Raw genomic sequence first — 12744 nt, forward strand, 5'->3', positions numbered from 1 at the left:
ACAGGAAACTGCGGGACAGTGAAGGCACAGGAAGGCCGCCGGGGCTGACCGGGATCGCCGGGCCCGACCGCGCGATCGGTTGTCGGGGTACGGATCCACGCCCGAGCCCATGGAACGTCCCGGGTCCCGGCGGCGCCTGTCCAACCTGTGGAGGGGCTCATGACTGCGCTGGATCTGCCGGAACGGGGCATGAGCGCGGGCCGCCGGGCCGGCTCGGCGGGCGGGAGTTATTCGCTGGCGGCGGGAGGCATCGTCGAGGTGCGGTCCGGGCGCCGCTTCGGTGGCCCGAAGACGCTGCTGCGCCGCGGTGAAACGCAGTGGTTCCCTCTAGTCTCGGGGGCGCTGAGTGTTCGCGAACCGGTGCATCTGACGGTCGGTGAGGTCGCGATCGCGCTGGGCAAGACCCAGTCGGTGCGCCTTACACTCGCCGAGGTGACCGCGCTGGGGAATCGGCGGTACTCGGTCGAGGTGATCGCCTCCGCACTCGGGGAGGACGGCGGTCCGGATGAGACCGTTCGGCTCGAAGGTCATGCGGAACGGGTACGCGGCGGAGCACTGCGCGTCGTGCTGACCGGTCCGGCGCCCTGCGGGCTGGGCGGTTCCGGCAGGCGCGTGCGACTCGCGGCCACCTTCGACCGCTGACGCAGCCACCGAGCGCCGCGCCGGCTCCCGCGAACCCCCCTGTTCGCTTTCTGATGCCGTCTTCGTCTTCTCATACAGCGGACACTGATACAGCGGACACTGATACAGCCGCGTCTTCGCATGCCTCTGCTTCGCTTCCGGCCGCCAACGGTTTCCCCACGGCCACCACGAGTTCACCTCCCGTTCCCGTCGGCCTGCAACAAAGGGATCCTGCCGGCCCAGAACGGAGGCGCAACGCACGGTCGGCACCCGGCACGCAGCCGCAGCAGGTTTTGCCGAGTGGGGGTACATCACGATGACCCGGTTCTACCGCCCCGATCGCATCGAGTACGAGGTCGTGGTTCTCGACCGGCAGACCGGGATCAGCCACTGGGCGACCGCCGGCGTGGACGTGGTGGAGCGGCCGCAGGCGCTGGTCGACGGCGGCGGTTCGATGTCCAGCGAGGCGTTCCGCAGCTACGCCGCCTCGGTGGCGCCGCGGTTGCGCGACTTCGCCGAGCACATCTCCGGAGCGGATCAGGTCGGCGCGAACGTGCACCGCTACCAGAGCTACCAGGCGGTGCGCGCGGTGCTGCGCGACGAGCGGGGAGTCCTGCTGGCCGAGGTGCGCTGCGACGGCTCCGTCACGATTCCCGGCGAGTTGGACGAGGATCTGCGCCGGCAGTTCATCGGCATGATCAACGGCTGGCTCCCGATGACGATCCGTGAGGTGGACCGCAGCTCATACCAGAACGCGCTCGCGTCCTTGGTCAAGGCGCGGCGGGTGGTGGACGCGATGCTGCGCGAGGTCGTCGGGCTGGCCGCGGGCGGCCTGGACCCGATGCCCTGGGAGAAGGTCGCCGCCGCGATGGGCGTGCCGCCGGAGGCGCTGGATTCCTGGTATCGCGCACCGGACGGGCTGGCGAAGTGACTATTGTCTAAGCGGCGCCGCTCCGGCGGCAGGCTTCCCATCGGCATCACCACCCGACCGACGCGCTGACTATGACCAGGGGTTGAACTTGTCCGGTACCGTGACGTACCTCGAAGCGATCGTGATCGGCCTGGTTCAGGGCGTGGCCGAGTTGTTCCCCGTCTCCAGTCTCGGACACGCGGTGCTGATCCCGGCGTTCCTGGGCGGCAGCTGGGCGGCCGACATGGACATGACGGCGAAGCAGTCGCCTTACCTGGCGCTCGTGGTCGCGCTGCACGTGGCCACCGCCTGCGCGCTGTTGCTCTTCTTCCGGCGCGACTGGGTGCGGGTGATCTCCGGGCTGATCAGTTCGGTGCGCAATCGCCGGATCGAGACCCCGTACGAGAAGCTGGCCTGGTTGCTGATCATCGGCACCATTCCGGTCGGCCTGGCCGGACTGGTGCTGGACAAGCTGCTGCGGGAACACCTGGGCAAGCCGCTGTGGGCCGCGGTCTTCCTGGCCCTGAACGGCCTGCTGCTGCTCGGCGCCGAGCGGCTGCGCGGCGGTCGGGCCGGCGCGGCCGAGCAGGCGAGCGCCACGGGACGCCGGGCGGAACGCGGCGCGCGCGCGGACCGCGGTGCGGTCACGGCCGCGTCCGGCGGCAGCCGGCGCAAGCAGAGCACGGCCACCCTGGAGCCGCCGCGGGAACTGGACCGGCACGGCCGCGAACTGCCGCCGGAGATCGCCAGCGACATACGGCTCGCCCGGCTCTCGCGTGGCACGGCGGTTCAGGTGGGCGCGGCGCAGATCCTCGGCCTGTTCCCGGGGCTGAGCCGGTCCGGCGCGACCATCGTCGCGGGGCTGTTCAAGGGGCTGCACCACGAGGACGCCGCGCGTTTCGCCTTCCTGCTGGCCACGCCGGTCATCCTGCTGGCGGGCCTGTACAAGCTGCCCGAGCTGGCGAAGCCGGAGAACTCGGCCGTGATAGGCCCGGCCATCGCCGGTTCGCTGGTCACCTTCGTGGCGTCGTACGTCTCGGTGCGCTACCTGGTGCGGTACTTCGAAACCAGGACGCTGACTCCGTTCGCGATCTACTGCCTGGTGGTCGGCGCACTCTCAGTGGTCCGGTTCGCGTAGTCGCGTTCGGCCAGCGCGTTGGCGCAGCCCGTCCCCGGCGACTGGCGCAGCTTCTGCGCGATGGCCTCCATCGCCTGCCCGACCGCGTCGATCTGCTCGGGCGTGATCAGGTCGACGAAAAGCTCGCGCACGTCGTCGACGTGGCGCGGGGCGGCCGCGCGGATCAGCCCCCAGCCCCGCTGCGTGATCACCGCGAAGGAGCCGCGCCGGTCCGAGGGACAGTCCTGGCGCTCCACCAGGCCGGCCTTCTCCATCCGGCCGATCTGGTGGGAGAGCCGGCTCTTCGACAGCGACGTGCGGTTCGCCAGCTCGGTCATCCGCAGCCGGCTCTCTTCCGCCTCGGACAGCTCGACCAGAACCTGATAGTCCGTCAGGTTAAGGTCGTGCCGCTCGTGCAGCCGGTCTTCCAGCAGGGCCGGCAGCAGCCGCATCACTTCGAGCCAGGCACGCCAGGTGTGCTGCTCGACGTCACTGAGCCAGCGGGTTGCGGTCGCGCCCGCCGGCCTGTGGTCTTCCAAGCTCATAGACACAGCATACGTCGCAATAGTTGAAGTATAAACATCCTATTCGGCCGACCGAGGGGGCACCTGCTCGCGTTCCCGCTCTCGCGGCTCGGGCCGCGCTTCAACCCGCTCCCGTTCAACCCGCTCCCGCGCCGTCGCCTCGGCCATGACCTGCCCGTGCCGGTCCGTTTCCCCGGTCGCCTCCTCGATCTCCAGCAGCGAAGCGCTGTGCAGTTCCCGCTCGGCCGCGGCTTTCCCGCCGCGCAGCCCGAACAGCCGTTTGGCCAGCAGCAGGTAAAGCACCGCGAGCACGTTGACCACGAAGGTGGCGATCTTGAACGGGGACTGCTTGGTGATGATCTCGTCGATCTCGATCGGCAGGAACGCCGCGGTGGCCACCACGGCGAAGTACTCGCCCCAGCGCTTGGCCAGCCACAGGCCGATCGCCTCGATCAGTTCGATCGCGGCGTAGACGACCAGCAGGATCGCGACGACCGTGAGGGTGGAGTGCTTGTAGTTGAAGGACTTGCGGATCGTGTCGACGATCGAGGAGTGGTCCAGGTCGTAGCCCCAGTGTGTGGCCAGGGGCTTGAGCAGGGTCAGGTCGTTCTCGAACAGCTGGGAAAGCGCCCGCTGCGAGTTCTCGAACCGCCACACCGCGTACGCCGCCGCGCCGACCAGCAGGAAGCGGAAGACCCGCTCCACCGCGAGCACTCGCATGATCAGCAGCGAGCGCAGCGCCTTGCCGCGAGGGATCACCGGGGCGTCCTGCGCCGGGCCGCTGCCCCGCGGCGCCTCCAGTACGAAGTCGCCGCAGCGCAGACACCGCCACGCCGTGCCGACGGCGGTCTCGGTCCTGATGCGGTCGCGGTACTCGGGTTCGAGGGGCTCGTAAAGGACGTGTCCCCGCCTCGCGCAGTGGCGCCTGTTCCAGTCCATGGCCACACAGACTAGGTGGCGCCGCGCGAGCGCGGCACGAGACTCGGCGAGCCGTGCACTTTTTGCCGACACAACGTCGGAAAGATCGCTGTACACACGTGGACCGCTCCTGCGATGTGCTCGCGAAACACGATCCACGATGCCCTCCGCGCCCGGAGAAATCCACCGTCTCCGGGCCGTCCGAGGCCGGGCGCACCGACCACGTGATCGATCGGCGTCCATGGCTGAGCCGAGCACCGCAAGCACCGCAAGCACCGCAAGCACCGCAAGCACCGTGAGCACCGCAAGCACCGCAAGCACCGCGAGCACCGCAAGCACCGCGTGAAGGCGCGGCAACACCCGGGCGAAGCAGCGCCGACGTCCCAATAGTTGGGATAGCTGGTCCGCGCCACGGACCAGGTGGGACAATCCCGTGCGAGTAACGCACGAGACGGACGACGAGCGACAGAGCAAGGAGCCGACCATGCCGGCACTGCGGTCACGCACCTCCACGCACGGACGGAACATGGCCGGCGCGCGGGCGCTGTGGCGGGCCACCGGCATGGCCGAGTCGGACTTCGGCAAGCCGATCGTCGCGATCGCCAACTCCTTCACCCAGTTCGTGCCCGGCCACGTACACCTGCGCAACGTCGGCGAGATCGTGGCCGAGTCTGTCGTCGGCTCGGGCGGCGTCGCCAAGGAGTTCAACACGATCGCGGTCGACGACGGCATCGCGATGGGCCACGGCGGCATGCTCTACTCGCTGCCGTCCCGCGAGTTGATCGCCGACGCGGTCGAGTACATGGTGAACGCGCACTGCGCGGACGCACTGGTCTGCATCTCCAACTGCGACAAGATCACCCCGGGGATGCTGATGGCCGCGCTGCGGCTGAACATCCCGACCGTGTTCGTCTCCGGCGGCCCGATGGAGGCCGGGCAGGCGCACATCCGCGACGGCGTGGCGTACGACAAGCTGGACCTGATCGACGCGATGTCCGCGGCCGCGGACGAGAGCGTCTCCGACGACACCCTGGACACGATCGAGCGCTCCGCGTGCCCGACCTGTGGCTCCTGCTCCGGGATGTTCACCGCGAACTCGATGAACTGCCTGGTCGAAGCGCTTGGCCTGGGGCTGCCCGGCAACGGCTCGACCCTGGCCACGCACGCCACGCGGCGCGCCCTGTTCGAACGGGCCGGATCGCTCGTCATCGAACTGGCCAAGCGCTACTACGAGCAGGACGACGAATCCGCCCTGCCCCGCTCGATCGCCACCCCGGCCGCGTTCGGCAACGCGATGGCGCTCGACGTGGCGATGGGCGGCTCGACCAACACCGTGCTACACCTGCTCGCCGCCGCGCAGGAGGCGGGGGTCGGCTTCGGCCTGAAGGAGATCGACGCGACCAGCCGCCGCGTGCCGTGCATCGCGAAGGTCGCGCCGAACAAGGCGTCGCTGAGCAAGACGTACTACATGGAGGACGTGCACCGGGCCGGCGGCATTCCCGCCATCCTCGGCGAGTTGCGCCGCGGCGGTCTGCTCGACGAGTCGGTGCACTCGGTGCACTCCCCCACGCTGACCGCCTGGCTGGAGCGCTGGGACGTGCGCGGCGGCAAACCCGCCGACGAGGCTCTGGAACTCTTCCACGCCGCCCCGGGCGGCGTACGCACCACGGAGCCGTTCTCGACGCAGAACCGGTGGGCCTCGCTGGACACCGACGCGCAGAACGGCTGCATCCGGTCCGTGGCGCACGCTTACACCAAGGACGGCGGCCTGGCCGTGCTGTGGGGGAACATCGCCGCGGACGGCGCGGTGGTCAAGACCGCCGGCGTCGCCGAGTCGATCTGGTCCTTCCGCGGACCGGCCCGGGTGTTCGAGTCCCAGGAGCAGGCGGTCGAGGCGATCATGGGCAACCGGATCGTCGAAGGCGACGTCGTGGTGATCCGCTACGAGGGGCCGAAGGGCGGACCCGGCATGCAGGAGATGCTGTATCCGACCGCGTTCCTCAAGGGCAAGGGACTGGGCGCCAAGTGCGCGCTGATCACGGACGGACGCTTCTCCGGCGGCACCTCGGGCCTGTCGATCGGCCACGTCTCCCCCGAGGCGGCCTCGGGCGGCACGATCGCGCTGGTCCGCGAGGGCGACGAGATCGCGATCGACATCCGCGATCGCTCGATCACCCTCGACGTGCCGGACGAGGAACTGGCCGCGCGCCGCGCCGCCCTGGAGGCGGAGGGCGGCTACCGGCCGGCCGGGCGCGAGCGTCCGGTCTCGCTGGCGCTCAAGGCGTACGCGTTGCTGGCCACCTCGGCGGCGACCGGGGCGGTGCGCGACCGCTCCAAACTGGAAGGCTGAGGCGCGGGGGCGCGGCCACGTTCCCGCAGCCGAGGAGAAAGAGGAAGACGGTCGATGGCGAACCAGCCCAGTCGCGGCGAGCGCCTGCCCTTCGATCCGGTCCTGCGGGCCTTCGAGCTGTGGCAGCGGCGCTGGGGCACGTCCACCTCGATGCTCGCGGTGACCTCGCTGATGCGCGCGCACCAACTGGTACTGGCGGAGGTGGACGCGATAGTGAAGCCGTACGACCTGACGTTCGCCAGGTACGAGGCCCTGGTGCTGCTCACCTTCAGCCGTCGCGGCTCGCTGCCGCTGTCCAAGATGGGCGAGCGGCTTCAGGTCCACCCGACCTCGGTGACCAACATCGTGGACCGGCTGGCGAAGTCGGGGCTGGTGGCGCGAAGGCCCAACCCGCAGGACGGTCGCGGCGTGCTGGCCGAGATCACCGCGCAGGGCCGGGTCGTGGTGGAGAAGGCGACGGCCGACCTGATGGCCGCCCAGTTCGGCTTGAGCTCGCTGGATGCGGACCGGCACCTCGCGCTGTTCGACACCCTGCGCGAGCTGCGGCTCGCGGCCGGCGACTTCGCCGAGCCGGACGACGCGGCGGTGCCGGAGGGGTGAGGACGGCGGCCGGGTGCGCCCGCCGCGTCGACAGATATTAGGACGTCCTAGTACTTTGGTCGCATGGATGATGCGAGCATCGCCGCGGGCCGCGAGCGTTGGCGTGCGGCCTACGACCGGGCGCCGAAGACCGACCGTGATACGACCACGATCTCCGGCGAGGAGACCGAGCCGGTGTACGGCCCGCCGCCGGGCTCGCCGGTACCCGGCTTCGAGCGGATCGGCTGGCCCGGTCAGTACCCGTACACGCGCGGGCTGTACCCGACCGGATATCGCGGCCGGCCGTGGACCATCCGGCAGTTCGCGGGTTTCGGCAGCGCGGAGCAGACCAACGAGCGGTTCCGGGCGATCCTCGCGGCCGGCGGCGGCGGGTTGTCCGTCGCCTTCGACATGCCGACGCTGATGGGGCGCGACTCCGACGACCCGCGCTCGCTCGGCGAAGTCGGGCACTGCGGTGTCGCGATCGACTCCGCCGCGGACATGGACGTGCTCTTCCGCGGCATCCCGCTGGGTGAGGTCACCACCTCGATGACGATCAGCGGCCCGGCCGTGCCGGTCTTCTGTATGTACGTCGTCGCGGCGGAGCGCCAGGGCGTCGATGTGGGAAAGCTCAACGGCACGTTGCAGACCGACATCTTCAAGGAGTACATCGCGCAGAAGGAGTGGCTGTTCCCCCCGCAGCCGCATCTGCGCCTGATCGGCGACCTGATGGAGTACTGCGCGCAGGGCATCCCCGCGTACAAGCCGCTGTCGGTCTCCGGCTACCACATCCGCGAGGCCGGGTCCACGGCGGCGCAGGAGTTGGCGTACACGCTGGCCGACGGTTTCGGTTACGTGGAGCTCGGGCTCTCGCGCGGCCTGGACATCGACCTGTTCGCGCCGGGGCTGTCCTTCTTCTTCGACGCGCACATCGATTTCTTCGAGGAGATCGCGAAGTTCCGGGCGGCCCGGCGGATCTGGGCCAGGTGGCTGCGGGACGTGTACGGCGCGAAGAGCACCAAGGCGCAGTGGCTGCGCTTTCACACGCAGACCGCGGGGGTGTCGCTCACCGCGCAGCAGCCGGAGAACAACATCGTGCGCACCGCGATCGAGGCACTCGCGGCGGTGCTCGGCGGCACCAACTCTCTGCACACCAACGCGCTCGACGAGGTGCTCGCGCTGCCTTCCGCGAAGGCGGCCGAGATCGCGGTGCGCACGCAGCAGGTCATCCTGGAGGAGACCGGGGCGGCGAACGTGGCCGACCCGCTCGGCGGCTCCTGGTACATCGAGGCGCTCACCGACCGGATCGAGGCCGAGGCGGAGGATATCTTCCAGCAGATCAAGGATCTCGGCCAGGACGGCTCGATGACCTCCGGTCTGCTGCGCGGCATCGACGAGGGGTACTTCACCGGGCAGATCGCCGAGGCGTCCTTCCGGTATCAGCAGGCTGTGGAGAAGGGCGACAAGCGGATCGTCGGGGTCAACGCGCACACCGAGACCATCGAGGCGCCGCTGGAGATCCTGCGGGTCTCGCACGAGGTCGAGCTGGAGCAGAACAGGGTGTTGGCCGAGCGACGCGCCGAGCGCGACGAGGGCGCGGTGCATTCCGCTCTGGCCGCGCTCCGGGACGGCGCGGCGCGAGACGGAGTCAACCTGATCCCGCCGATGCTCGACGCGGCGCGGAATGAGGCGACCCTGGGCGAGATCTGCGGTGTGCTCAAGGACGTTTACGGCACATACACGGAGCCGGCCCGGTTCTGACCGCCGAAGCCGAGAGGGCGATCGGTGTCCGGTCCGGTTTCCCCCCGAAACCGGACCGGACACCCTCCAGGCACGCCGTGCCGGATCCCGAACGCCGCTCCCGAATACAGACCGCGAATGTCAGATCTCGAAGGGTTCACCGAGTGTGAGCCGGCTATAGGGCACGCCCGTGCCCGGGCCATAGCCTGGCTGCTCGCTGAGGAACGCCTCCAGTCCGTTCTTGCCGATGGGGCTGAGCATCGCGTCGTGGATCGGCGACATCCGTCTCGGCTTCAACTCCCTGACGAAGTCGATCAGGTCCCCGGTACGGGTCCACGGTCCGTGCGATGGGACGAGCAGCAACTCGACCGGCACTTGCGGGTCGGTCAGCGCGTCCCCGGGGTGGAAGACCTTGCCGTCTATCAGGAAGCCGGTGTTGCGCACGAGGGGGATGTCGCGATGGATTCGCGCATGCCACTCGCCGAATGCCCGCACCTCGATGCCGCCCGCCGCGAACGCGGATCCGTCCGCGACGGTGTGCACCGTCGCGGGCGTCCCGTCGAGCAGGGCAGCCACCGAACTGTTCGTCCACACCTCGATCCGGTTCTTTCGCGCCAGCGCGGCCCTGACCGGGTCGGCGGCGAAGTGGTCGAAGTGCTCGTGCGTTATGAGCAGGCCGTCGGCATCGTCGAGCGCTGAACCGAGCGCCTGTTGGTCGCAGAACGCGCCCGGATCGACCACCAGCGTGTATTCGTCCCGCTCTATGCGGAGCCCCGCGTGACCCAACCATGTGACCCGCATGACCAATCACCTTTCGCTCAGCGTGCACCTGCCACGAAAAACTATACAGCGAGACTGTACAGCTTCGCTGGAGATTCCGCGGTATCCTGTGGATGACGCGCGACGGCGGATCTTGGGAGAGGTGGTGGGTGAGCATGGAGGAAAGCGACTCCTCGGCTCTCGCCGCGCAGTTGCGCCTGGTGATCGGACAGCTCGTCCGCAGGGTGCGGGTGATGGAGGACGAGCCGTTCGCGCATCGCGCCACCCTCGGCTTCCTGGACCGCGACGGACCGATGACGACGAGCGATCTCGCGCACGCCCAACGCGTGCGCCCGCAGTCGATGGCTCGCACCGTCGGACAACTCGCCGAGGAGGGTCTAGTGCGGTTCGAGCCGCATCCGAGCGACCGCCGCAAGACGCTGGTGGTGCTGACCGAGAGCGGACGAGAAGCAGTGCGCGATGGGCGGGTGCGTCGCGCCGGTTGGCTGCATCAGGCCATCGCGAGCGAGCTGACCGCCGAGGAACAACGCGTCGTGGCGGCGGCTGTGCCGCTGCTCAGCCGCATGGCCGAGCTGCCTGACGACGCCGTCCGGGACCAACGGCGCCCGTCATAGAGGGCGGTGGCTCGCTTGCGACGGCAGCGGCGAGGATCTCGCGGTGTCGCACCGCGTCGCGCTTCCGGTTTCGATCGCTGCGGCGGATCAGACGGTGAGACACAAGCAGTAGACCGAAGAAGCTGTCATCTGCACGCCCTCGTCTCATCGCCCCATCGACCACTGCCAGTGCGGCGTACACAATGACGTGAGAACGGCCGAATGCTGAGGCAGCCAAGCGGGATCCGTGAGCCGCGCGGACGGAGGGGACTATGTCAGCACTCGACACGCTCTCAGCATCCTCGCTTGGTCACGATTCAGCGCCTAGCATCCACACTGAGACAGTTGGTGTGCTTGAACCGAGTGCGGTGGTGGGGAGCGGCTGCGTGGCGCTGAATGGCGAGGTTTGGCAGGGCCACTTCGCAGAAGGGCTTGTTTGGGCGCTGGCATGTGCGGCTGGGCTAAATCCGGGGAAGCGCGTCCTCGACGTTGACGGGGTAGACGTCCAGATCAGCTTCCCGGGTAAGGCTGAGACCCGGCGATATCCGCAGATCGAGGCCCAAGTCAAATCTTGCAGTAACCCGACCTACGTGAACGACTGCTTCTCGTACTCGATCCCAATTAAGAATTTCAATGATCTGATCGGGACCGTGGGAACCGACTTCCCTGTGAGACGTTATCTGTTCTTGGTCCACGCACCAGCGGCAAAGACGGACTACGTGGACTCATCCTCCGCCTCGACTCACTTTCGTCACGCCGTCTACTGGGTGGATCTGATGGACGAGCAACCCATAGACCCCGCTCAACAAGCCACGAAGAGTATTCATATCCCTAAAGCGAATCTTCTGACTGTCGGCAGTCTCCAAGACCTGGTTAAGGGAACGATTGGCGAAGGAGGTAACTGAGATGTTTGTCGGGATGAACGCCCTTCATTTCTCCCACGCGCCAGATCCGCAGCGTATTTCACTCTACCTCTCCTCGCGCGGCTGGGTTCCGGATGACGATCCCGGAGGAACTCTCTGGACCTCGCTTGACGAGGAGTTTCAGGTCTTCGTTCCGAAATCAGTGAGGATGCGCGGCTACGCAAAGTATATCGAGGATGTCCTCAAGACGCTTTCAACAGCCGAGGATCGCAGTCAGGCTCAAATCACTTTAGAGGTCTCGTCATCGGACGCGGACGTGCAGTACGTACATACCGATGCCGACTCGGATCCCGGCACCACGCCGATTAACGATGGCGTGAGATCCTTTGAATGTTTACGCCAGTGGGTCCTTTCTGGTGCCGTGTTCGCAAGCAGTGATCTTCCCCGTCTGGTGCAACCGTCTCGCAAACCGGTACCGGCGTTAGATTTCATGCGCACTGTGCGGCTAGGTCCGACGTTGGAAGGCAGCTACGTACTAACCGTCTATATCCCCATCCCACCTCTCATCGGGCAGACTGCGATAGAGATGGAGGATCCCCGGCATAATCTTGCCACACAACCATTTGAGCGACGCGTCTCGTTGAGTTTAAGAAAGGCAACGAGAGAGGCGTTGAATGCGGCGAGTGAGGTGATTCAACGGCGAGAAGATATGGACGCATTTACCCGGCGCGCCGCCAGTGGTGTTAATGCCAACCTCTGCGAGGCGCTCGCCGGTCTCTCCTCAGAAACAGCCAGGGATGTGGCGATCGATTTTTCCTGGGCGCTTTCCCGTCCCGTCGAACCATCTCCGCCGATTTACGTCTCCCGCGATCAGCGCACAGTTCTGAAGGAAGCTGCGCAGGAGCTTCGAGCGCAGGCGCCCGAGGAAGACGTGACAGTCGTCGGTGCCGTGGTACGCCTGCACCGAGACGGAGCATTCGGAGCCGGCGAGGTCAGCATCGCAGGAATCGTCGAAGGAGGATTGAACGATCGTCTTCGGCGCGTCTGGGTCGAGTTGGCAGAGGACGATTATTCGCGTGCTACCCGGGCTCACGAATCTGGGGTCACGGTTACGGTCACTGGAAGCCTGATCAGACGCGGCACTCGCCACTTACTTCAGAATCCCAGCAACTTCAACGTCATTCCAGAACTGCCTTAGCCGGCGCGGAGATCTCTGCACAGCAGCGATCCGGCCCAACAGTGAAGCTCTCCGACCGGAACATGAAGGTCGACTCAGATCTCCAGGAAACGCTCCAGCGCTTCGCGGGCGCGCGCGCTCGACTCGGCCGTCGCGGCCAGAGCCCGGGCGAGGGCCGCGATCCACTCGTCCAGACCCACCTGCTGACGCGAGAGCACGATGCCGCGCACCTCTTTGCACACCTCACCGCTGATGCGTCCCCGGTCGAGCCGCAGGCCCAGGCGCTGCTCGCCGAGCGCCACGTCCAGGCTGCTCACCGCGCCCTCACGGCCGGCCACACGATCAGCCATCGTGCGCTTGCGCTCGACCTGGACCGCCCCCCGCGGCAGTGAGTCGGCCAGTGTGACCGACAGCACCTTCGCGTACATTTCCAGGTCCGCCGTGTCGCGGCGCAGCGCGGCCGCCAGCAACTCGACGTCCATGCCGCGCTCCGGTTCAGCGCGCTGCACCTCGCGGCCCTCGCGGCCCTCGCCGCCGGGCACCAGATCGCTCGATTCCTGCGATTCAGCCAT

General features: G+C 67.7%; 13 protein-coding genes. 9 read left to right on the plus strand and 4 right to left on the minus strand.

The window, feature by feature from the left end; translation table 11 throughout:
- Positions 1–159 precede the first annotated feature (159 nt).
- The 3 genes from KGA66_RS02125 (at position 160) to KGA66_RS02135 (ending at position 2669) form a co-directional block, all read left to right on the plus strand.
- The gene (locus KGA66_RS02125; protein ID WP_211463869.1) at positions 160–642 is read left to right on the plus strand and encodes a hypothetical protein; all 483 of its coding nucleotides are present in this window, start codon (positions 160–162) and stop codon (positions 640–642) included.
- A 295-nt stretch (positions 643–937) separates the two neighbouring features.
- Complete coding sequence (locus KGA66_RS02130) at positions 938–1552, plus strand: hypothetical protein (RefSeq protein ID WP_211463870.1); 615 nt, start codon at positions 938–940, stop codon at positions 1550–1552.
- 88 nt (positions 1553–1640) lie between these two features.
- Positions 1641–2669 carry an undecaprenyl-diphosphate phosphatase gene (locus KGA66_RS02135; protein WP_369015793.1) on the plus strand — a complete coding sequence of 343 codons (1029 nt, stop codon included), beginning with the start codon at positions 1641–1643 and terminating at the stop codon, positions 2667–2669.
- On the opposite strand, the gene KGA66_RS02140 is transcribed toward KGA66_RS02135, so the two are convergent.
- Positions 2624–3193, minus strand: a complete 570-nt coding sequence (locus KGA66_RS02140) for a MarR family winged helix-turn-helix transcriptional regulator (RefSeq protein WP_211463872.1) — start codon at positions 3191–3193, stop codon at positions 2624–2626. The two genes, KGA66_RS02135 and KGA66_RS02140, sit on opposite strands and share 46 nt — an antisense overlap.
- A gap of 39 nt (positions 3194–3232) precedes the next feature.
- A complete protein-coding gene (locus KGA66_RS02145; protein ID WP_369015789.1) occupies positions 3233–4117 on the minus strand; it encodes a DUF2127 domain-containing protein in 885 nt (294 codons plus the stop codon).
- A 457-nt stretch (positions 4118–4574) separates the two neighbouring features.
- On the opposite strand from KGA66_RS02145, the gene ilvD reads away from it, so the two are divergent.
- From ilvD to icmA, 3 genes are all read left to right on the plus strand, one after another.
- Positions 4575–6440 (plus strand): dihydroxy-acid dehydratase, encoded by a 1866-nt coding sequence (gene ilvD / locus KGA66_RS02150; protein WP_211463874.1) that lies wholly within the window; start codon positions 4575–4577, stop codon positions 6438–6440.
- 54 nt (positions 6441–6494) lie between these two features.
- Positions 6495–7040 (plus strand): MarR family winged helix-turn-helix transcriptional regulator, encoded by a 546-nt coding sequence (locus tag KGA66_RS02155; RefSeq protein WP_211463875.1) that lies wholly within the window; start codon positions 6495–6497, stop codon positions 7038–7040.
- Positions 7041–7103: 63 nt separating this feature from the next.
- On the plus strand, positions 7104–8780 hold the full coding sequence (icmA, locus tag KGA66_RS02160; protein ID WP_211463877.1) for a coenzyme B12-dependent isobutyryl-CoA mutase large subunit: 1677 nt from the start codon (positions 7104–7106) through the stop codon (positions 8778–8780).
- Between the two features lie 120 nt (positions 8781–8900).
- Here the strand turns inward: icmA and KGA66_RS02165 are convergent, their stop codons facing one another.
- The gene (locus tag KGA66_RS02165) at positions 8901–9560 is read right to left on the minus strand and encodes an MBL fold metallo-hydrolase (RefSeq protein ID WP_211463879.1); all 660 of its coding nucleotides are present in this window, start codon (positions 9558–9560) and stop codon (positions 8901–8903) included.
- Between the two features lie 134 nt (positions 9561–9694).
- Between KGA66_RS02165 and KGA66_RS02170 the strand changes: the two genes are divergently transcribed.
- The 3 genes from KGA66_RS02170 (at position 9695) to KGA66_RS02180 (ending at position 12193) form a co-directional block, all read left to right on the plus strand.
- On the plus strand, positions 9695–10153 hold the full coding sequence (locus KGA66_RS02170; RefSeq protein WP_211463881.1) for a MarR family winged helix-turn-helix transcriptional regulator: 459 nt from the start codon (positions 9695–9697) through the stop codon (positions 10151–10153).
- 251 nt (positions 10154–10404) lie between these two features.
- On the plus strand, positions 10405–11037 hold the full coding sequence (locus tag KGA66_RS02175; protein WP_211463882.1) for a DUF4365 domain-containing protein: 633 nt from the start codon (positions 10405–10407) through the stop codon (positions 11035–11037).
- Position 11038: 1 nt separating this feature from the next.
- Positions 11039–12193: a hypothetical protein gene (locus KGA66_RS02180; protein WP_211463883.1), complete on the plus strand. Its 1155-nt coding sequence runs from the start codon at positions 11039–11041 to the stop codon at positions 12191–12193.
- A 74-nt stretch (positions 12194–12267) separates the two neighbouring features.
- Here the strand turns inward: KGA66_RS02180 and KGA66_RS02185 are convergent, their stop codons facing one another.
- Positions 12268–12744, minus strand: a complete 477-nt coding sequence (locus KGA66_RS02185) for a hypothetical protein (protein ID WP_246506896.1) — start codon at positions 12742–12744, stop codon at positions 12268–12270.

This window comes from Actinocrinis puniceicyclus (genome assembly GCF_018283645.1).
In the GTDB taxonomy this organism is placed as follows: Bacteria; Actinomycetota; Actinomycetes; order Streptomycetales; family Catenulisporaceae; genus Actinocrinis; species Actinocrinis puniceicyclus.

What these genes read in the sequence shown, in the direction of transcription:
- KGA66_RS02125 (WP_211463869.1), top strand. Translation starts at nt 160, where the DNA reads ATGACTGCGCTGGATCTGCCGGAACGGGGCATGAGCGCGGGCCGCCGG.
- KGA66_RS02130 (WP_211463870.1), top strand. Translation starts at nt 938, where the DNA reads ATGACCCGGTTCTACCGCCCCGATCGCATCGAGTACGAGGTCGTGGTT.
- KGA66_RS02140 (WP_211463872.1), bottom strand. Translation starts at nt 3,193, where the DNA reads ATGAGCTTGGAAGACCACAGGCCGGCGGGCGCGACCGCAACCCGCTGG.
- ilvD (WP_211463874.1), top strand. Translation starts at nt 4,575, where the DNA reads ATGCCGGCACTGCGGTCACGCACCTCCACGCACGGACGGAACATGGCC.
- KGA66_RS02155 (WP_211463875.1), top strand. Translation starts at nt 6,495, where the DNA reads ATGGCGAACCAGCCCAGTCGCGGCGAGCGCCTGCCCTTCGATCCGGTC.
- icmA (WP_211463877.1), top strand. Translation starts at nt 7,104, where the DNA reads ATGGATGATGCGAGCATCGCCGCGGGCCGCGAGCGTTGGCGTGCGGCC.
- KGA66_RS02165 (WP_211463879.1), bottom strand. Translation starts at nt 9,560, where the DNA reads ATGCGGGTCACATGGTTGGGTCACGCGGGGCTCCGCATAGAGCGGGAC.
- KGA66_RS02170 (WP_211463881.1), top strand. Translation starts at nt 9,695, where the DNA reads ATGGAGGAAAGCGACTCCTCGGCTCTCGCCGCGCAGTTGCGCCTGGTG.
- KGA66_RS02175 (WP_211463882.1), top strand. Translation starts at nt 10,405, where the DNA reads ATGTCAGCACTCGACACGCTCTCAGCATCCTCGCTTGGTCACGATTCA.
- KGA66_RS02180 (WP_211463883.1), top strand. Translation starts at nt 11,039, where the DNA reads ATGTTTGTCGGGATGAACGCCCTTCATTTCTCCCACGCGCCAGATCCG.
- KGA66_RS02185 (WP_246506896.1), bottom strand. Translation starts at nt 12,744, where the DNA reads ATGGCTGAATCGCAGGAATCGAGCGATCTGGTGCCCGGCGGCGAGGGC.